The 17,853-nt window shown below is 63.3% G+C and carries 17 protein-coding genes; 7 read left to right on the top strand and 10 right to left on the bottom strand.

What is annotated here, in order from left to right; all coding sequences use genetic code 11:
* Positions 1 to 207 precede the first annotated feature (207 nt).
* Positions 208 to 1,365 carry a YbfB/YjiJ family MFS transporter gene (locus ACMGG9_RS06390; protein WP_033650593.1) on the bottom strand — a complete coding sequence of 386 codons (1,158 nt, stop codon included), beginning with the start codon at positions 1,363 to 1,365 and terminating at the stop codon, positions 208 to 210.
* Positions 1,366 to 1,470: 105 nt separating this feature from the next.
* Here ACMGG9_RS06390 and ptrR point away from each other — a divergent pair, with 105 nt between their 5' ends.
* The 3 genes from ptrR to fghA are packed head-to-tail and all read left to right on the top strand — an operon-like array spanning position 1,471 to position 4,403.
* Positions 1,471 to 2,391 (top strand): putrescine utilization regulator PtrR, encoded by a 921-nt coding sequence (gene ptrR, locus ACMGG9_RS06385; RefSeq protein WP_016928453.1) that lies wholly within the window; start codon positions 1,471 to 1,473, stop codon positions 2,389 to 2,391.
* Positions 2,392 to 2,421: 30 nt separating this feature from the next.
* Complete coding sequence (locus tag ACMGG9_RS06380; RefSeq protein WP_016928454.1) at positions 2,422 to 3,546, top strand: S-(hydroxymethyl)glutathione dehydrogenase/class III alcohol dehydrogenase; 1,125 nt, start codon at positions 2,422 to 2,424, stop codon at positions 3,544 to 3,546.
* 14 nt (positions 3,547 to 3,560) lie between these two features.
* Positions 3,561 to 4,403: an S-formylglutathione hydrolase gene (gene fghA, locus ACMGG9_RS06375; protein WP_015377214.1), complete on the top strand. Its 843-nt coding sequence runs from the start codon at positions 3,561 to 3,563 to the stop codon at positions 4,401 to 4,403.
* 142 nt (positions 4,404 to 4,545) lie between these two features.
* Here fghA and gsiD read toward each other — a convergent pair whose 3' ends face one another.
* The 6 genes from gsiD to ACMGG9_RS06345 all read right to left on the bottom strand — a co-directional run bounded on the left by gsiD (position 4,546) and on the right by ACMGG9_RS06345 (position 11,740).
* Positions 4,546 to 5,454: a glutathione ABC transporter permease GsiD gene (gsiD, locus tag ACMGG9_RS06370; RefSeq protein ID WP_414161992.1), complete on the bottom strand. Its 909-nt coding sequence runs from the start codon at positions 5,452 to 5,454 to the stop codon at positions 4,546 to 4,548.
* A gap of 9 nt (positions 5,455 to 5,463) precedes the next feature.
* Positions 5,464 to 6,384, bottom strand: coding sequence for a glutathione ABC transporter permease GsiC (gsiC, locus tag ACMGG9_RS06365; protein WP_025302141.1), 921 nt, complete (start codon positions 6,382 to 6,384; stop codon positions 5,464 to 5,466).
* A 52-nt stretch (positions 6,385 to 6,436) separates the two neighbouring features.
* The gene (gene gsiB / locus ACMGG9_RS06360; protein WP_414161991.1) at positions 6,437 to 7,972 is read right to left on the bottom strand and encodes a glutathione ABC transporter substrate-binding protein GsiB; all 1,536 of its coding nucleotides are present in this window, start codon (positions 7,970 to 7,972) and stop codon (positions 6,437 to 6,439) included.
* Between the two features lie 23 nt (positions 7,973 to 7,995).
* Positions 7,996 to 9,870 carry a dipeptide ABC transporter ATP-binding protein gene (locus ACMGG9_RS06355; RefSeq protein ID WP_414161990.1) on the bottom strand — a complete coding sequence of 625 codons (1,875 nt, stop codon included), beginning with the start codon at positions 9,868 to 9,870 and terminating at the stop codon, positions 7,996 to 7,998.
* A gap of 19 nt (positions 9,871 to 9,889) precedes the next feature.
* A complete protein-coding gene (locus ACMGG9_RS06350) occupies positions 9,890 to 10,846 on the bottom strand; it encodes an isoaspartyl peptidase/L-asparaginase family protein (RefSeq protein WP_164057306.1) in 957 nt (318 codons plus the stop codon).
* Positions 10,847 to 11,203: 357 nt separating this feature from the next.
* Positions 11,204 to 11,740 (bottom strand): DUF924 family protein, encoded by a 537-nt coding sequence (locus tag ACMGG9_RS06345; RefSeq protein ID WP_033650589.1) that lies wholly within the window; start codon positions 11,738 to 11,740, stop codon positions 11,204 to 11,206.
* Between the two features lie 157 nt (positions 11,741 to 11,897).
* Between ACMGG9_RS06345 and moeA the strand changes: the two genes are divergently transcribed.
* Together moeA and moeB are read left to right on the top strand one after the other, a co-directional pair.
* Positions 11,898 to 13,136, top strand: a complete 1,239-nt coding sequence (gene moeA, locus ACMGG9_RS06340) for a molybdopterin molybdotransferase MoeA (protein ID WP_069101134.1) — start codon at positions 11,898 to 11,900, stop codon at positions 13,134 to 13,136.
* A gap of 2 nt (positions 13,137 to 13,138) precedes the next feature.
* On the top strand, positions 13,139 to 13,894 hold the full coding sequence (gene moeB / locus ACMGG9_RS06335) for a molybdopterin-synthase adenylyltransferase MoeB (protein ID WP_147880316.1): 756 nt from the start codon (positions 13,139 to 13,141) through the stop codon (positions 13,892 to 13,894).
* Between the two features lie 51 nt (positions 13,895 to 13,945).
* Here moeB and ACMGG9_RS06330 read toward each other — a convergent pair whose 3' ends face one another.
* Positions 13,946 to 15,538 (bottom strand): ABC-F family ATPase, encoded by a 1,593-nt coding sequence (locus tag ACMGG9_RS06330; RefSeq protein WP_233788189.1) that lies wholly within the window; start codon positions 15,536 to 15,538, stop codon positions 13,946 to 13,948.
* A 139-nt stretch (positions 15,539 to 15,677) separates the two neighbouring features.
* Entirely contained in the window at positions 15,678 to 15,905 is a 228-nt protein-coding gene (locus tag ACMGG9_RS06325) for a tautomerase family protein (RefSeq protein WP_033650586.1), read from the bottom strand.
* A gap of 63 nt (positions 15,906 to 15,968) precedes the next feature.
* Between ACMGG9_RS06325 and ACMGG9_RS06320 the strand changes: the two genes are divergently transcribed.
* On the top strand, positions 15,969 to 16,436 hold the full coding sequence (locus ACMGG9_RS06320) for a winged helix-turn-helix transcriptional regulator (RefSeq protein ID WP_033642428.1): 468 nt from the start codon (positions 15,969 to 15,971) through the stop codon (positions 16,434 to 16,436).
* 58 nt (positions 16,437 to 16,494) lie between these two features.
* On the top strand, positions 16,495 to 16,926 hold the full coding sequence (locus ACMGG9_RS06315) for a hypothetical protein (RefSeq protein ID WP_019454439.1): 432 nt from the start codon (positions 16,495 to 16,497) through the stop codon (positions 16,924 to 16,926).
* On the opposite strand, the gene cynR is transcribed toward ACMGG9_RS06315, so the two are convergent.
* A complete protein-coding gene (gene cynR, locus ACMGG9_RS06310; protein WP_048322586.1) occupies positions 16,850 to 17,800 on the bottom strand; it encodes a transcriptional regulator CynR in 951 nt (316 codons plus the stop codon). The two genes, ACMGG9_RS06315 and cynR, sit on opposite strands and share 77 nt — an antisense overlap.
* Positions 17,801 to 17,853: the final 53 nt, after the last annotated feature.

Below are 17,853 nucleotides of genomic sequence, written 5' to 3'. Positions count from 1 at the left end.
TGATAGGGCGTGCGGCCGGCGAATTGCTTGCTCTCGTGACGGCAGAGTTTTCGTGGTGGATAACGTGAACCCGGTCAAGATTTTGCCCCCACTGTAGATGAGAGCGCGGCGATTATCCAGTGATAGTGCTTCATCCAGAGGTGAAATCTTCGCATTTAGCACAATCAGGCCGGCTGCGGGTCTCCACGCTATTTGTATGGATTTTAATCACCGAGTCGCCGTTTTTTGCGCCAACCGCCGCGCCGGGGTATTCACCGCCAGCCCTCCGGCCACCAACAGCGCTATCACCGCCACATACAGCGCCGGTTCCAGCCGATGGGTCAAGGCGGTCGACAGCGCCGACAGCATCGGCCCAACCAGCTGGCCGATCGCATAACCGGTGGTCAGCAATCCGGCCATGTAACGCGCATGGCGCGGCGCCAGTTCACGGCCGTGCTGAAGGGCGAGCTGCACCACACAGAGGAAACCGCCGCCGGTCAGCAACGCCCCGAGCGCCAGGCCGGCCACGCCCGGCACCACTTCGGCGCTCAGCACGCCGAGCGCCTGTACCCACAGCGTGATCGCCAACCGGGTTTGGGTGGTCAGCCGATGGCGGGTCACAATGCCGATAACGATCCCCAACACCGCCGCGCCGCCGAACACCGGCCAGACGAACTGCGCGAACAGGCTGTCGGGAAAACGCGCCGCCGCCATCTGCGACAAGAAGGTCGCCGGCAGGATATAGCCGAAGCCGGCCAGGCTGTAGCTCCACACCAGACGCTTGAGCGCCGGCGTCAGCAGCAGCGGCTCCGGGGCCACGTCCGGGCGATGCAGCTCGCCGCTGCGCGGCAGAAAGGCGCTAATCCCCCCGACCAGCACCAGCGCCAGCCCGCCATACACCAGCCAGGCCTGCGCCGCCGTCAGCCCCAGCGCGTTGATGCCCACCGCCAGCATGCCGCTGAGGAAGATGCCGGCGCCCGGCCCGGCGAACACCGCCGCGCTCAGCGCCGGCCGGCCGTAGTGCGCCAACCGCTCGTTAGTCCAGGCCGCCACCAGCACCATCGCCCAGCCGCTGGCCCAGCCGATGACGAAGCGCAGCGCGCCGTGGGTCCATTCATCCTGCGCCAACGCCGACAGCAGCGTCAGCGCCATCGCGCCCCATACGCCCAGCCACAGGCGCCGCTCGACGTGGCGCGTGGCGCGCATCGCGTCGTAGGCGCCGCACAGATAGCCCAAATAGTTGATCGCCGCCACCAGCCCAGCGCCGGTCAGGCTGAACTGGTGGTCAGCGATCATCAGCGGCACCTGAGGGGTGAAAGCGAAGCGGCCAATGCCCATCGCCACGATCAGCGCGGCAAACCCGCTCAAGGCAATACGTAAAGCCATACCGGTATCCAAAAGGTTAAAAGAAAGTTGCCAGTATCATGCCGCAGTATTAAACTCACAAAAACTGAATAATAGTCATCAAGTTCATCACGAAACGAGAATATTATGGATCTGACCCAGCTTCGCATGTTCTGCTGCGTAGCGGAAACCGGCTCGGTCGCCCGCGCCGCCGAGCAGCTGCACCGCGTGCCGTCGAATCTGACCACCCGGCTGCGCCAGCTCGAGCAGGAACTGGGCGCCGATCTGTTTATCCGCGAAAAACAGCGCCTGCGCCTGTCGCCGATGGGCCATAACTTTCTGTGCTACGCCAATCGCATCCTGGCGCTGAGCGACGAGGCGATGAGCATCACCCATGCCGGCGAACCGGCGGGCAACTTTGCTCTCGGCTCGATGGAGAGCACCGCCGCCACCCGCCTGCCCTCGCTGCTGGCAGCTTACCACCAGCGTTTCTCGCAGGTGTCTCTGTCGCTGACTACCGGCACCTCCGGCGAAATCGCCGATCGGGTGCGCGCCGGCACGCTGGCGGCAGCGCTGGTCGACGGCCCGGTGCCCTATGACGAGCTGAACGGCTGCATCGCCTATCCTGAGCATATGGTGGTGATCTCCTGTCTCGATCACGCGCCGATCCACAGCGCCAAAGACGCCAACGGCGAAACGCTGTTCGCCTTTCGCGCCAGTTGTTCCTACCGCCTGCGGCTGGAGGCCTGGTTCAAGCGCGAAGGCGCGCGGCCGGGGCAGATCATGGAGATCCAGTCCTATCACGCCATGCTGGCCTGCGTCGCCAGCGGCGCCGGGCTGGCGATGATCCCGCATTCGGTGCTCAGCCTGCTGCCGGGCCATGAGCGGGTTCGGGTTCACACCCTGCCGCCGGACGTGGCCGACACCGCCACCTGGCTGCTGTGGCGCCGCGACGCGTTCGGGCCGAACGTGCGCGCGCTGAAAGAATTGATTATTGAACAGACGGAAACCGCCGCTGTTGATGAAAGCACCCCCAACGATTTATCAGACGTTGTCGATATCGCCTGATTTAAAAAGAAAACCACTGAGGAGACTATGATGGAGATGATCAAAACCCGCGCCGCCGTTGCCTGGGGCCCGAACCAGCCGCTGAAGATCGAAGAAGTCGAGCTGATGCCACCGCAAAAAGGCGAAGTGCTGGTGCGGATCGTCGCCACCGGCGTTTGTCACACCGACGCCTACACCTTGTCCGGCAAAGATCCGGAAGGCGTGTTCCCGGCGATCCTCGGCCACGAGGGCGGCGGCGTGGTGGAAGCGGTCGGTGAAGGCGTCACCAGCGTGGCGGTCGGCGACCACGTGATCCCGCTCTACACCCCGGAGTGCGGCGAGTGCAAATTCTGTAAATCCGGCAAGACCAACCTGTGCCAGGCGATCCGCGCCACTCAGGGCAAAGGCCTGATGCCGGACGGCACCACCCGCTTCTTCAAGGATGGCAAGCCGATCTTCCACTACATGGGCACTTCCACCTTCTCCGAATACACCGTGGTGCCGGAGATTTCACTGGCGAAAATCAACAAGGAAGCGCCGCTGGAGGAAGTGTGCCTGCTGGGCTGTGGCGTCACCACCGGCATGGGCGCGGTGATGAACACCGCCAAAGTGCAGCCGGGCGACACCGTGGCGATCTTCGGCCTGGGCGGCATCGGCCTGTCGGCGATCATCGGCGCGCAGATGGCCGGCGCGGGCCGCATCATCGGCATCGACATCAACACCAGCAAGTTCGATCTGGCGCGCAAGCTGGGCGCTACCGATCTGATCAACCCGAAAGACTATGACAAACCGATTCAGGAGGTGATCGTCGAGCTGACCGACGGCGGCGTCGACTTCTCCTTCGAGTGCATCGGCAACGTCAACGTAATGCGTTCCGCGCTGGAATGCTGCCACAAGGGCTGGGGGGAATCGGTGATCATTGGCGTCGCGGGCGCCGGCGAAGAGATCTCGACCCGGCCGTTCCAGCTGGTCACCGGCCGCGTCTGGCGCGGCTCGGCATTCGGCGGCGTCAAGGGCCGTTCACAGCTGCCGGGCATCGTCGAGCGCTATCTGGACGGCGAATTCGCGCTGAACGACTTTATCACCCACACCATGGGGCTGGAGCAGATCAACGAAGCGTTCGATTTGATGCACGAAGGCAAATCGATCCGTTCCGTCATCCACTTCGACAAATAAGCCAGGAGGCAGAGATGACGTTGTCATTGGAACTTCTCGAAGAGCACCGCATGTTCGGCGGCTGGCAACAGCGTTATCGCCACGCGGCGCAGAGCCTGAATTGCAACATGACATTCAGCATCTACCTGCCGCCGCCGCGCGATGACAACCCGCCGCCGGTGCTGTACTGGCTGTCGGGGCTGACCTGCAACGACGAGAACTTCACGTTGAAAGCCGGCGCGCAGCGCATCGCCGCCGAGCTGGGCCTGGTGCTGGTGATGCCGGACACCAGCCCGCGTGGCGACGAGGTGCCGAACGACGAAGGCTACGACCTGGGCCAGGGCGCCGGGTTCTACCTGAACGCCACCCAGGCGCCGTGGGATCGCCACTTCCGCATGTACGACTACATCAGCGCCGAACTGCCGGCGCTGATCGAACAGCACTTCAGCGTCAGCGATCGTCAGTCGATCTTCGGCCACTCGATGGGCGGCCACGGCGCGCTGATGATGGCGTTTCGCAACCCGCAGCGCTTCCGCTCGGTATCGGCCTTCGCGCCGATCGTCAACCCGTGCCAGGTGCCGTGGGGCCGCAAGGCGTTCACCGCCTATCTGGGCAGCGACGAGAGCCAGTGGCTGCAGTACGACAGCTGCCATCTGCTGGCCAGCGGCGCGGAGAAAATGCCGGTCCTTATCGATCAGGGCGATGACGACCAGTTCCTGGCCGATCAGCTGCAGCCGGCGCGGCTGGCCGAACTGGCGCGCCAGCGCGACTGGCCGCTGACGCTGCGCATTCAGCCGGGGTACGATCACAGCTACTTCACCATCGCCACCTTCGTGGAAGATCACCTGCGCTTCCACGCCGAGCACCTGTTCCGCTGATAAAAAAATCCGGGCGGTTTAACCGCCCGGATTTCTTCAAAAACCAGCAATCATCTTCGTGCTAACAATACAGCTTATTGAACGGATAATGGCACTGAGACGTCATTTGAGCCCGTTCAAATATGCGCCATACGTTAAAGCATCACCCCTTCAATTTCGGATCGAGCGCGTCGCGCAATCCGTCGCCCAACAGGTTGAACGCCAGCACGGTGATGAATATCGCCAGGCTGGGGAAGATCGCCACGTGCGGCGCGATCACCATATCGGCGCGCGCTTCGTTGAGCATCGCCCCCCACTCCGGCGTCGGCGGCTGGGCGCCCAGCCCCAAAAACGACAGGCTGGCGGCGGTGATGATCGAGGTGCCGATGCGCAGGGTGAAATAGACCACGATCGAAGACAGGGTGCCCGGCAGGACGTGCCGCAGGATGATGGTCCAGTCCGAGGCGCCGATGCTGCGCGCCGACTCGATATAGGTCAGGTGCTTCAGCACCAGCGTATTGCCGCGCACCAGGCGGGCGAAGGCCGGAATGCTGAAGATCGCCACCGCGACGATCACGTTGGCCATGCCGCTGCCCATGATCGCCACCACGCCGATCGCCAGCAAAATGCCGGGAAACGCGAACAGCACGTCGCAGACGCGCATGGTGAGGCGATCCCACCAGCCCTCATAGTAGCCGGCCAGCAGCCCCAGCAGGGTGCCGAACGCCCCCCCCGCCAGCACCGAGAACACCCCGGCCGCCAGCGAAATACGCGTGCCCATCAGGATGCGGCTGAAGATATCGCGCCCGAGGGAATCTACGCCCAGCCAGTGCATCAGCGAAGGCCCCTCATTCAGCCGGTCGTAATCGAAGTAATTTTCCGCATCGAACGGCGCCAGATAAGGCGCCAGCAGCGCCGCCGCAATCAGCAGCAGCACCAACAGGCCGGCGACCAGCGCCGCCCGCTGGCGGCGAAAACGCCGCCAAAATTCGCCCCACGGCGTGCGTACCGCGTTAGGGTCGATAAGCGGCATCGCCTTCAATGCGGCGCTGCGCCGCCAATGCTTAATCATGCCGCGTCCTCATTGGTAACGAATCGCCGGGTTGATCGCCGCGTACAGCATATCCACCAGCAGGTTGATCAGGATGAACTCCAGCGAGAACAGCAGCACCTCGGCCTGGATCACCGGGTAATCGCGCATTTCCACCGAATCCACCAGCAAGCGCCCCAACCCCGGCCAGTTGAACACCTTCTCCACCACGATCGAACCGCCGAGCAGGAAGCCGAACTGCAGCCCCATCATGGTCACTACCGGGATCATCGCGTTGCGCAGGCCGTGTTTCATCACCACCACGCTTTCCCGTACGCCCTTGGCGCGCGCGGTGCGCATGTAGTCCTCCTGCAACACCTCGACGAACGAAGCGCGGGTGAAACGCGCCATCACCGCCGCCACCGCCGCCCCCAAGGTGATAGAAGGCAGAATGTAGTGCCGCCAGCTGTCGGCGCCCACCGTCGGCAGCCACCCCAGCTCGACCGAGAACACCTGCATCAGCAGCATGCCGAGCGCAAAGGCCGGGAACGAGATCCCCGATACCGCCAGCGTCATGCCGAGACGATCCGGCCAACGGTTACGCCACACCGCCGACACCACGCCGATCGCCAGACCGAACGCCACCGCCCACAGCATGCTGGCGACGGTCAGCCAGAAGGTCGGCATAAAGCGCGAGGCGATCTCTTCGCTCACCGGGCGCTTGGACACCATCGAGATGCCGAAGTCGCCCCGCAGCGCGTTGACGAAAAAGTGCGCGAACTGCTGCGGCAGCGGCTTATCCAGCCCCAAATCCTTGCGCACCAGCTGCACCACCGCCTCGTCGGCCTCCGGCCCCGCCGCCAGCCGCGCCGGATCGCCTGGCAGCAGGTGGACGAACAGGAACACCAGCACCGCCACGATCAGCAGCGTCGGGATCAGGCCCAGCAGTCGTTTCAGAAAATAATTGAGCATCTCATTCCTTCCCCCGCCCGCCGCCGTCGGGCCGCAGGCGGGGATGGGCGCCTTATTTCAGATCGGCGTTATCAAAGTTGAACGAGGTATCCGGCATCACGTAGAAACCGCTCAGCTGCTTGCTGTTGGCCGACAGCAAGCGTTCGGTCGCCAGGAAGATCCAGGGCGCGTCGGCCCAGATGCGATCCTGCGCGTCCTGATACAATTTCTGCTTCTCGGCGCGATCGGTGGTCGCCAGGGCGTCGGTCAGATCCTTGTCCACCTGCGGGTTGCTGTAGAACGCGGTGTTGAACTGCTTCGGCGGCGCCGCCTGGGTGGAGAACAGCGGCGACAGCGCCCAGTCCGCTTCCCCGGTCGAGGCCGACCAGCCGGTGTAGAACAGCCGCACGCCGGTGTCTTTCACCCCGACGCTCTCCACCTGCGCCGCGCGCTGCCCGGCATCCATCGCCGTTACCGTCACTTTCACCCCCACCTGCGCCAGCTGCTGTTGGGTGAACTGCAGCACTTTCTGCGCGGTGCTGTGGTTGTGGGACGACCACAGCGTGGTGGTGAAGCCGTTCGGGTAGCCGGCCTCTTTCAACAGCTCGCGCGCCTTGGCCGGATCGTACGGCCACGGCTTGTAGCGGGCGGCGAAATCGATGGCCGGCGGCACCGGCCCTTCCGCCGGCACCGCATAACCGGCGAACGCCACCTTGATCAGCGCGTCCTTGTTAATCGCGTAGTTCAGCGCCTGGCGCACCTTCGGGTTGTCGAACGGCTTTTGAGTGACGTTCATGCTGATGTAACGCTGCAGGATCGACGGCGCAGCCACCACGTTCAGCTTGGCGTTGCCCTCCAGCACCTTGGCCTGCTCGTAAGGGATCGGGAAGGCGAAGGTCGCCTCGCCGGTCTGCAGCATCGCCGCGCGGGTGTTGTTATCCACCACCGGGCGCCAGGTGATGCTGTCGAGCTTCGGCAGCCCCGGCTGCCAGTAGCCGTCGAACTTCTTCACCTTGACGAAATCGGTCTGGTTCCAGGTCACGAACTGATATGGCCCGGTGCCGACCGGATGGAAACCGATCTCCTTGCCGTATTGCTTCAGCGCCGCCGGGGAGATGATCGCCGCCGCCGGGTGCGCCAGATTGTTGACGAACGCCGAGAACGGCGCCTTCAGCACGATCTTCACCGTATTGGCGTCCACCGCCTCGGTTTTGTCGATCATCTTGAACAGGTTGTAGCGCTTGAGGTGGCTGTCCGGGTTGCTGGCACGATCGAGGTTGATCTTCACCGCTTCAGCGTTGAACACGGTGCCGTCGTGGAATTTGATGCCCTGGCGCAGTTTGACGGTATAGGTCAAGCCGTCTTTGCTGACCTCATAGCTGTCCGCCAGCACGTTCACCAGCTTCATGTCCTTGTCGAAGCCGAACAGCCCCTGATAGAAAGACTTGGCCACCGCCTGCGACAGCGTGTCGTTGGCGTCATAAGGATCGAGGGTGGTGAAGTTGGAGGCCACGGCGATCACCGCGTCCTTCGCCGCCCAGACCGGGCCGGTTCCCGCCGCCAGCAGTACGGCGGCCAACAGCGCATTGCGTTTGAATGTGTGCTTCATGTCGCTTGTCTCTCCTGAGGTCTTTAAAAAGCACCGGCGATCGGGTGGCGGGCGACAAAGTGCCCGGCGCCAACCTGCACCAGCGGTGCGGTAACGGGTTCATCGCCCAGCGCGCGCACTGGGCTCGGGATCTCATCGGCCGGCAGTGGCTGCCGTTTGTGGGCGTGAGCGGGATCGGCCACCGGCACCGCCGCCATCAGCTTGCGGGTATAGGGGTGCTGCGGGTTGTCGAACACCGCCTGCCGCGGGCCGATCTCGACAATTTGCCCGAGGTACATCACCGCTACCCGGTGGCTGATGCGCTCCACCACCGCCATGTCGTGTGAAATAAACAGAAAAGCGATGCCGAACTCGCGCTGCAGATCGAGCAGCAGATTGACGATCTGCGCCTGAATCGACACGTCCAGCGCCGAGACCGCCTCGTCGGCGATCACCACTTTCGGGTTCAACGCCAGCGCGCGCGCGATGCAGATACGCTGGCGCTGGCCGCCGGAAAATTCGTGCGGGTAGCGGCGCGCATGCTCCGGCTGCAGACCGACGCGTTCCAGTAGCCAGGCCACCCGCCTTTCCGCCTCACGGCCGCGCATTACGTTGTGCACCAGCAGCGGCTCCATGATGGAGAAACCGACCGTCAGGCGCGGATCGAGCGAAGCGTAAGGATCTTGAAAAATGAACTGAATATCGCGCCGCAGGTGCTGCAGCGCCGGCCCCTTCAACCGATCGATTCGCCGCCCGGCGAAGGTGATGGTGCCGTTCTGGCTGTCCACCAGCTTCAGCAAAGAACGCCCGGTGGTGGACTTGCCGCAGCCGGACTCGCCCACCAGCCCCAGCGTCTCGCCGGGGTAAAGATCGAAGCTGACGTTTTCCACCGCGTGCACCCGGCGAGTGACCCGATTGAACAGCCCGCCGCGCAGATCAAAACGCGTGACCAGATGCTCCACCCGCAGGATCGGCGCAGCGTCTGGCGGCACAGTATCCTGCGGCGCGGCATCCCCCTCGCCATCCGGCAGCGGAAACTTCGCCGGCAGCGGCCGATCGGCCATTGCCCCCAGCTTCGGCACCGCCGCCAGCAGCGCCCGGGTATAGGCCTGTTGCGGCGCGGCGAACAGCTCGCGCACCCGATTTTGTTCCACCTGCTCACCGCGGCGCATCACCAGCACCCGATCGGCGATCTCCGCCACCACGCCCATGTCGTGAGTAATGAAGATCACCCCCATCTGCATCTCCTGTTGCAGCACGCGGATCAGCTGCAGGATCTGCGCCTGAATGGTGACGTCGAGGGCGGTGGTGGGTTCATCGGCGATCAGCAACGCCGGCTTGCAGGAGAGCGCCATGGCGATCATCACCCGCTGACGCATGCCGCCGGAAAGCTGATGCGGGTAGCGCCCCAACACCTCTTTAGCCTCCGGAATGCGCACCAGATCGAGCATGCGCAGCGCCTCCTGGCGCGCGCTGCGGTGGTCCATGCCCTGATGCAAACGCAGCGATTCGGCGATCTGCTCGCCGACCGGAAATACCGGGTTGAGCGAGGTCATCGGCTCCTGGAAGATCATCGCCATGTCGGCGCCGCGCACCGTGCGCAGCGTGTGCTGCGAGGCGCGCGCCAAATCGAGCAGCGCGCCGTCGCGCCGGCGCAGCGTCATGGCGCCGCCGACGATACGCCCGCCGCCCTGCTCCACCAACCGCATCAGCCCCAGCGAAGTGACCGATTTGCCGGAGCCGGACTCGCCGACGATCGCCAGCGTCTCGCCGCGATCGAGATCGAACGACAGGTTGCGCACCGCGTCTACGGCGCCGTCCGCTTGAGGAAAGCTGATGCTCAGATCGCGCACCGTCAGCACCCGCTGCGGCGGCAATGACAGCCCGTCGCCGGCGGGCCGGAATGAAACGTCGGTCATACACCCTCCCGGTGAACGCTTAGCGATAAATCCCGACGGACGGCGCATCGCCGACATAGCCAAAACCGCGGTACATCCCCTCGCTGTTGAACGGCAGCGCGATATTGCCGTGGCGATCGACGGCGATCATGCCGCCGCTGCCGCCCAGCGCCGGCAGCTTCTCCATCACCACCCGATCGCTGGCCTCTTGCAGGCTGAGCCCGCCGTATTCGATCAGGGCGGAGACGTCATAGGCCGCCACGCCGCGCATGAAGATTTCGCCGGTGCCGGTGCTGGAGACCGCCACGGTGGCGTTGTTGGCATAGCAACCGGCGCCGATGATCGGCGTGTCGCCCACCCGCCCGGCCTGCTTGTTGGTCATGCCGCCGGTGGAAGTGGCGGCGGCGAGGTTGCCCAGCGCATCCAGCGCCACCGCGCCGACGGTGCCGAATTTGCGATCGGGATCGAGCGGCTCGCCGGCCTGCGCCGCGCCGTCGTGATCGAGCAATACCCGCCCCTGCTCCGCCTGGGCGCGGTGCAACTGATCAAAACGTTCCTGAGTAAAGAAGAAGTCGGGGGAGACCATTTCCAGGCCGTGGGCGGCGGCAAACTTCTCGGCGCCTTCGGCGGCAAACAGCACGTGTTCGCTGTTTTCCAGCACCGCGCGCGCCGCCAGCACCGGGTTGCGGATGCGGCTGACGCCGGCGACGGCGCCGGCATCACAGGTGCGGCCGTCCATCACGCAGGCATCCAGCTCGTGGGAGCCCTGATGGGTAAACACCGAGCCTTTACCGGCGTTGAACAACGGGCACTCTTCGAGCAGCCGCACCGCTGCGGTCACCGCGTCCAGCGCGCTGCCGCCCTGCGCCAATATCGCCTGCCCGGCGGCCACGATCTCGGACAGCGCCTGAATATACTGCCGTTCCTTTTCCGCACTCAGCGCCGCCCGGGTAATTGCGCCCGCGCCGCCATGAATGGCAATCACTGGTTTGCTCATTTGCCTGACACCCTGTGTTAATCCCGCCGTTGCGCAGCGAATAAGCTGAACGCGGTATCATTATTATTCAGTCTTTTTCGACTCTATTTAGCCCGACTGTGGAAGTACAGCATAACGTCCACGCCCCACTTTTAGCGTAGTCCGCTTAGACCGTTTCGCACCTTGAAATAGCTTATTGGAATAAAAACAGCAGGTTATAAAAAGCAGCAAACCGCTGAGAGTGCGGCTGGGATTATTGGTAATTTCGCGAGAGGAAATAGCGGCATGGGGTCATGAAATAAACGTTCACGCTGAATAATCATTATTTCGACGCCCGGCCTGCCGTTTTTTTCCCGGCCGGGCGAAGATACTCCGCGATTAAAAACCGGAACCGGGTTGCTGTAAAAAGGCCTCTTCTTCCGGCGTGCTGATGCGCCCCAATATCGCATTGCGATGCGGGTAACGGCCGAAACGATCGATGATCGCCTTATGACGCAGTTCGAATTCCAGCTGATCGCCGTTATTGAGCTCGGTATACAACACCAGCGCCTGTTGGTGAATCAGCGGCGATTCCGAATGCATGAACGGCAGATAAAGGAAGCCGCGCTGCTCGCGGCTCAGCCGTTCGCACTCGCCGCTGCGGATCGCCTCCTGCGCCAGAATCAACGCCATGCCGTCGCAGGCGAACGACTGCGGCGTGCCGCGGAACAGGTTGCGGCTGAACTGATCGAGCACGATCACCTCCGCCAGCCGCCCTTCGATGGTGTCGCGCCAGTGAGCCAGCTCTCCCGCCGCCGCCGCCCGCCAGATTTCGCCGAAGCGGCTGTGCAGCAGACGATCGAAATCATCGTCCTTTTTAAACCACATCACCGGTTCGATCTCGTCGAACCAGAACTCGATAACCTGTTTATGCATCATGACTCTCCTCTGTTTTACGCAGTTTATACCCGATCGCCCCAGCGCCGCAGTGCGAAAGATGGCGGGCATAACCCGTTCTCCCCCCCGGCGTTCTCTGCCATAATACCCGCACTTTGTCGCTATCAATGCGCACCCTGATTATGGAGTTCCCCTTATGGATCATTGCCATACTTCCGATCTCATCTCCCTGGAGCAAGCGCTGGAAAAAATGCTCGGGCAGATCGCCCCGCTGCAACAGACCGAATCCGTCGCGCTGACCGCCGCCGCCGGCCGCATCACCGCCGCGCCGGTGGTCTCACCGCTCGACGTGCCGCCGTTCGCCAACTCGGCGATGGATGGCTATGCGGTGCGCCTCGCCGATCTGGCGGCCAATGCGCCGCTGCCGGTCGCCGGGAAAGCCTTCGCCGGCGCGCCGTTCGACGGCCAATGGCCGGCCAACAGCTGCGTGCGCATCATGACCGGCGCGCCGATCCCAGCCGGGGCGGACGCCGTGGTCATGCAGGAACAGGCCGAAGTGAGCGACCAGGGCGTGCGTTTTACCGCCCCGGTAGAAGCCGGCCAGAATATCCGTTTGGCGGGTGAAGACATTCGCCAGGGCGCCAGCGTGTTGCCGGCCGGCGTGAAGCTGGGCGCCGCGCAGCTGCCGCTGCTGGCCTCGCTCGGGGTCGCCGAAGTGCAGGTGATGCGTAAGCTGAAGGTGGCGGTGTTCTCCACCGGCGACGAACTGCAGCCGGTCGGCCAGCCGCTGCAGGCGGGCCAGATCTATGACACCAACCGCTTCGCGGTGCGCCTGATGCTGGAGCAGCTGGGCTGCGACGTGCTCGATCTCGGCATTATCCGCGACGATCGCGATGCGCTGCGCGCCGCCTTCGAACAAGCGGACAGCCAGGCCGACGTAGTGATCAGCAGCGGCGGCGTCTCGGTCGGCGAAGCCGACTACACCAAACAGATGCTCGACGAGCTGGGCCAGGTCAGCTTCTGGAAGCTGGCGATCAAACCCGGCAAACCGTTCGCCTTCGGCAAACTGGGCCACGCCTGGTTCTGCGGCCTGCCGGGCAACCCGGTTTCCGCCGCCCTGACCTTCTACCAACTGGTGCAACCGCTGCTGGCGAAGCTGGCCGGCCACAGCGACTGGCGCCTGCCGCCGCGCTTGCGCGCGCGGGCGCTGACGCCGCTGAAGAAATCGCCGGGCCGCCTCGATTTTCAGCGCGGCGTGTTCAGCAGCAACGCCGCGGGCGAACTGGAGGTGAGCACCACCGGCCACCAGGGCTCGCACGTCTTCAGCTCCTACAGCCAGGGCAACTGTTTCATCGTGCTGGAGCGCGAACGCGGTTCGGTGGCGGCGGGTGAAACGGTGGAGATTGAGCCTTTCAACGCCCTGCTGAGGAGCTGAACATGTTGCCGGAATTGACCGACGCCGAAGCGCTGCGCTACAACCGCCAGATCGTGCTGCGCGGCTTTGACTTCGACGGCCAGGAGAAGCTGAAGGCCGCCCGCGTGCTGATCGCCGGGCTGGGCGGGCTGGGCTGCGCCGCCGCGCCTTATCTGGCGGCAGCCGGGGTCGGCCATCTGGTGCTGGTGGATTTCGACACCGTCTCGCTCTCCAATCTGCAGCGCCAGATCCTGCACCGCGACGATCGCATCGGCCAGAGCAAAGTCGCCTCCGCCAGGCAGGAACTGAGCGCCATCAATCCGCATATCCGCATCGACGCCATCGACGGTCGTCTGGAAGACGATGCGGTTGCGGCAGAGATCGCCGCCTGCGATCTGGTGCTGGACTGCACCGATAACGTGGCGGCGCGCGACGCGCTGAACCGCCTGTGCCACGCGCAGCAGAGGCCGCTGGTTTCCGGCGCGGCGATCCGCATGGAGGGCCAGCTCAGCGTGTTCACCTATCAGCCGGGCGAGCCCTGCTACCGCTGCCTGAGCCGGCTGTTCGGCGACAGCGCCCTCACCTGCGTCGAAGCGGGCGTGATGGCGCCGCTGGTCGGCACTATCGGCACCCTGCAGGCGATGGAAGCCATCAAGCTGTTGGCCGAGTACGGTCAGCCGCTGCGCGGCAAGCTGTTGATGTTCGATGCGATGAGCATGCAGTTCCGCGAGATGAAACTGCCGAAGGATCCGCACTGCGAGGTGTGCGGCGGGGCGTGACGGATAAAAAAAGGGCGGGATAATTCCCGCCCTGATGCGTTGCCGCGAGGGTTACACGATGCCCTGGCTGCGCAGATAGTCTTCGTAGTTGCCGGTAAAGTCGATCACCTTGTTCGGGGTGATTTCCAGAATACGCGTCGCCAGCGAGCTGACGAACTCACGGTCGTGGGAGACGAAGATCAGCGTGCCTTCGTACATCTCCAGCGCCATGTTCAGCGATTCGATGGATTCCATATCCAGGTGGTTGGTTGGTTCGTCCATCACCAGAATATTCGGGCGCTGCATCATCAGCTTGCCGAACAGCATGCGGCCCTTCTCACCACCGGACAGCACCTTCACTTTCTTCTTGATGTCGTCCTGGCTGAACAGCAAACGGCCCAGCACGCTGCGCACCGCCTGCTCGTCGTCTTTTTCCTGCTTCCACTGGCTCATCCAGTCGAACACGGTCAGGGTGTCGTCGAACTCGTATTCGTGATCCTGCGCGTAGTAACCGATACGGGCGTTTTCCGACCATTTCACGGTGCCGCTGTCCGGCTGCGCGTCGCCCACCAGCGTTTTCAGCAGGGTGGTTTTACCGATGCCGTTGGCGCCCAGCACCGCGACCTTCTCGCCCACTTCCACCATCAGGTTCAGCTTGCTGAACAGCGGGCCTTCATCGAAGCCCTTGGTGAGCGCTTCCACTTCCAGCGCATTACGGAACAGCTTCTTGTCCTGCTCGAAGCGGATGAACGGGTTCTGGCGGCTGGAGGCTTTCACCTCTTCCAGCTGGATCTTGTCGATCTGACGAGCGCGCGAGGTGGCCTGCTTGGATTTGGAGGCGTTGGCGCTGAAGCGGCTGACGAACGATTGCAGCTCATTGATCTGCGCCTTCTTCTTGGCGTTGTCCGCCAGCAGACGCTCGCGCGCCTGGGTGGCGGCGGTCATGTATTCGTCGTAGTTGCCCGGGTAAACGCGCAGTTCGCCGTAGTCCAGATCCGCCATGTGGGTGCAGACCATGTTCAGGAAGTGACGGTCGTGCGAGATGATGATCATGGTGCTGTTGCGCTCGTTGAGCACGTTTTCCAGCCAGCGAATGGTGTCGATGTCCAGGTTGTTGGTCGGTTCGTCGAGCAGCAGGATTTCCGGATCGGAGAACAGCGCCTGCGCCAGCAACACGCGCAGCTTCCAGCCCGGGGCGATTTCGCTCATCGGGCCATAGTGCTGCTCAACCGGAATACCCACGCCGAGCAACAGTTCGCCGGCGCGCGCTTCGGCGCTGTAGCCGTCCATTTCGCCGTAGGCCACTTCCAGATCGGCCACTTTATAGCCGTCTTCTTCGCTCATCTCCGCCATGGCGTAGATGCGGTCGCGCTCTTCCTTCACCGCCCACAGTTCGGTGTGGCCCATGATCACGGTATCCAGCACGCTGTACTGCTCAAAGGCGAACTGATCCTGACGCAGTTTACCCAGGCGCTCGTTCGGATCGAGGAACACGTTGCCGCCGCTCGGCGCCAGATCGCCGCCGAGGATTTTCATAAAGGTGGACTTGCCGCAGCCGTTGGCGCCGATCAGGCCGTAACGGTTGCCGCCGCCGAATTTGACAGAGATGTTTTCAAACAACGGCTTACTGCCGAACTGCATGGTGATGTTGTTAGTGCTTAACACAGCGCTCGCTCTTTATACATAGGGAATGTGATTTGGCGCGCATTATGCCACAACGGGGTGCAGAGATCGCGGGAAGTTTCGGTGACATTTTGAGCGGCGCCTGCGGCATCCGATCCTTTTCGCAGGCGGCATAGCTGAATTAACGCGGCGGGAACTTCGCGGCAATCATCGCCGCCGTCGGCTGCACGCCGCCCAGGCTCCATTGTTCGGGCGCATGTTCATCGATTCGGACCCAAACCGACTGCCTGAACGCCGGATCGCCTCGCCCTTCTATCTCTACCAGCAGTTCGGTAATGCGGGACAGCAATTCGCTTTTTTGCCGTTCATCCAGCATGCCTTTCACCGTTTGCACATTAACAAATGGCATTATACTCTCCTTGAATATAGCTAAGTCTAAAAGCAAGACTTAGATTAGCGAAGGAAAATGCCCATGTCAAAATCTCCCGATCTCCCTACCGTTTCTCTTGCCCTGTGCGGGCTGGCGCAGGCCGCGGATCTGCTTGGCGATCGCTGGACGTTACTGATCCTGCGCGAGTCATTCTACGGCGTCCGCCGTTTTGAAGAGCTGCGCGAGAATATCGGTGCTTCACGCCAGGCGTTGAGCAACCGTCTGAATGCCATGGTAGAACAAGAACTGTTGGCCAAACGCGCTTACCGGGAGCCGGGCGAGCGCGAACGACATGAATATGTCTTGACGGACAAGGGGCGCAGCCTGGGGCCTATCCTGGTTGCGCTGATGGCGTGGGGCCACCGGCATATTCTGCATGACAGCCCCCACGTTCAACTGGTGGATAAACGCAGCGGGCTGCCGGTGCAGCTGGCATTTATCGATGCGCAGGCGCACGTAGTGCCTGAAGACGCGCTGCAAATGTCGGCCGTTGAGCTCCCCCCGGCCTGACTTACCCATTCTGGTCTACGCTTGATACCAGACTGATTTAGGACAAGGATGCTGAACCATGCCACACCTCTATAACACCGCGCTGCTGATCGGCGCCGCGCTGAGCGCCATCGCCGCCCTGCTGCATATTTGGGTGATCGCCGCCGGGCCGCGCGGCTATCGGCTGTGCGGCGCCGGCGATCGCTTCATTAAGGCGGCGGAAGCGGGTAAAAAGTTCCCGGCCGTCGTCACCGCTGGTATCGCGCTGGTGCTGTTTATTTGGGCGCTGTATGCGCTGTCCGGCGCGGGCCTGATCGCACCGCTGCCGCTGCTGCGGCCCGCGCTGTTTATCATCACCTTTATCTACCTGCTGCGCGGTGTCGCCGGCCCTTTCGCCCTGCGCGATACCGGACGCAGCCAACGCTTCATCGTCGTCAGCTCGCTGATTTGCCTCGGCTTCGGGCTGGTGCATCTGCTGGGGATGACGCAGCGCTGGAGTGCGTTGGCGTAACGCCCTGTTCCTGCAAGACGGCGATAAACGCCTGCGCGGCGGCGCTGCGGTAAGCGCCTTGGCGCTGCAGCAATACCGCCTGACGGGCCGGCATGGCGTTGGCCAGCGCCACCTTTTTCAACTGCCGGTTCTCGCGCGCAATCGCGGCCGGCAACAGCGTAGCGAGCTGCCCGCGCCGCACGATCTCGACGATGGCGCCCAGCGCATTGGCCTCCACCGCCACCTGCGGCCGAAACCCCAACTGCGTGCAGTAGCGATCGATAAACTGCCGCGTGGCGAAGTCGCCGCTCAGCAAGGCCAGCGGCAGATGCTGCCATTCCGCCAGCGTCAGCGGCCGACGCCGCGCCGCCAGGGGATGTTCAGCGCCGACCATCAGCTCCAGCGTCTCGCTGAACAACGGCATCGCTTCCACCTCCGCCGACTGCGCCATCTCAAAGGCAATCCCCAGATCCAGCCGATCCTGCGCCAGCAGCGCCTCGATCCGCTCTTGCGCCATCTCCTCAATGCTCAGCGTAATCCCCGGGTAGCGGCGATAGAACGCATCAATCGTCGGCCCCACCAGATAGGCGGTGAACGTCGGGGTCATCGCCAGCCGCAAATGGCCGCGCGCCAGCGTCGCCACGTCATGGATCGCCCGCGCGCCGGCGTCCAGATCCTGCAGCGCCAGGCGCGCATAGCGCATCCAGGCCTCACCGGCGTCGGTGAGCTGCACCCTTCTGCCGCTGCGATCGAACAGCGGCGCTCCCAGCGCATCCTCCAACTGTTTGATCTGTTGGGAGAGCGTCGGTTGCGAGACGTGCAGCGCTTCGGCGGCGCGGGTGAAATTGCCCTGTTCGGCAACGGCCAGAAAATATCGGATATGTCGCAGCAGCATAGCGCCCCAGCTATTAGTAAAACCTATAGCCAGCATTATAAATGGGTCTTAGA

Origin of the sequence: Serratia sp. BNK-10, assembly GCF_047456065.1 — a bacterium.
Classification (GTDB): Bacteria; Pseudomonadota; Gammaproteobacteria; order Enterobacterales; family Enterobacteriaceae; genus Serratia; species Serratia ureilytica.
The sequence above is the reverse complement of the archived record's forward strand: the minus strand, read 5'-3'. Positions and strand labels throughout refer to the sequence as shown.